Genomic DNA, 1,220 nt, shown 5'->3' with positions numbered 1-1,220 from the left:
AAATTCATTGCAATTTTCTATCTTTCAGTCTCAATCGGAAAATCGTACCGATTTTCCGCAACTGAAATTTATACGCTAACGTTGCCAGTAATTTGATGAAACACCCGATTTTCATATTAACAATCTTATTTACTCTGAATTTATTCGGACAAAAACCGACTGAAAAAGTTGGAGAAATTGAGGTTGAATTAATTGGACATAACTTCAAAAGAAATTCAGATTACGAATTGACCAAAAAGAAAACGAACCGAAAAAATCGACCATTTTCAAAAATGTATTTCGATTCAAATGGAATTTTGCTTAAATCAATAAGTTTTGGAAAACATCACAATACTGACTTAAGACTTTTAAACCAAATTAATATTTATAGTTACGATTCAAATGGCTTGAAAACTAAAGTTGACATTTGGGAAACAGACTATGATAAAAATCTATCATATCAGTTTTACAAAAAGTATGATTTAGATAGCACGAAATCAAAGGTTATTTCGGAAAAAATGTATGAAATTGAATCGGACACGATTTACACTCAAACCGACTATTGGTATAACGAAAATGGCGAATATCAAGGTGAGTTCTTTGATTCAACTTATTATTACAAAAGAGAATACAATGAAAAGGGAAATCTTTTAAAATTACAGCAGATTTATAATGGAAAACTGAATTGGGAAACAAATTACTCTTATTCAGACAATCAAAGAATTGGCGTGTTCCAAACATATTACAATGACGGAAAAGATTACTCTACAAAAGAGATTAGAACTTATGACAACCTTGGACGTTTGATTGAAATCGAAGAATTATACTTAACCAAAGATGGATTGGAAGAAAAAACTAAATTTTATTATAGTAAAAATGGAATTGTTGAGAAAATCGAGGAATATGAATCTTATAACCGAAAAGATGGATATGAATTGATTTCATATCGTGAAGTAAAAGTAAAAAGTAAAGTAATCGTTGACTCATCAATTGCGAAAAAAATAAATGAACAAATAATAACTGAATAAAAAACTACTGGCAACAATGGCTATAAGTAATTGCTTGTTCTCGCCTACTTTGGAAATTCCTGCGGAATTTCCAACTTGGTGTGTACTTGCAGAGTTAAGTGTTAAACCACGCAACTACTCATAGCCGAGACCGTTGTGCAACATTTGACCAAAAAATGAAAAATCGAATTTTAACAATATTATTTTTAGCTATAAGTCTGACTTTATTCGGTC

The 1,220-nt window shown here is 30.2% G+C and carries 1 protein-coding gene; it reads left to right on the top strand.

Annotated elements, in window-relative coordinates; all coding sequences use genetic code 11:
- The first annotated feature begins 95 nt into the window (after positions 1-95).
- A complete protein-coding gene (locus WA340_RS12840) occupies positions 96-1,007 on the top strand; it encodes a hypothetical protein (protein WP_281141642.1) in 912 nt (303 codons plus the stop codon).
- Positions 1,008-1,220 lie beyond the last annotated feature (213 nt).

Source organism: Mesoflavibacter sp. CH_XMU1422-2, assembly GCF_037029245.1.
Classification (GTDB): domain Bacteria; phylum Bacteroidota; class Bacteroidia; order Flavobacteriales; family Flavobacteriaceae; genus Mesoflavibacter; species Mesoflavibacter zeaxanthinifaciens.
Note: the sequence above shows the minus strand (reverse complement) of the source record. Positions and strands in the feature narration are given on the sequence as shown.

Excerpts from the sequence above, each read along its gene's own strand:
- WA340_RS12840 (WP_281141642.1), top strand. The coding sequence starts at position 96 with ATGAAACACCCGATTTTCATATTAACAATCTTATTTACTCTGAATTTA.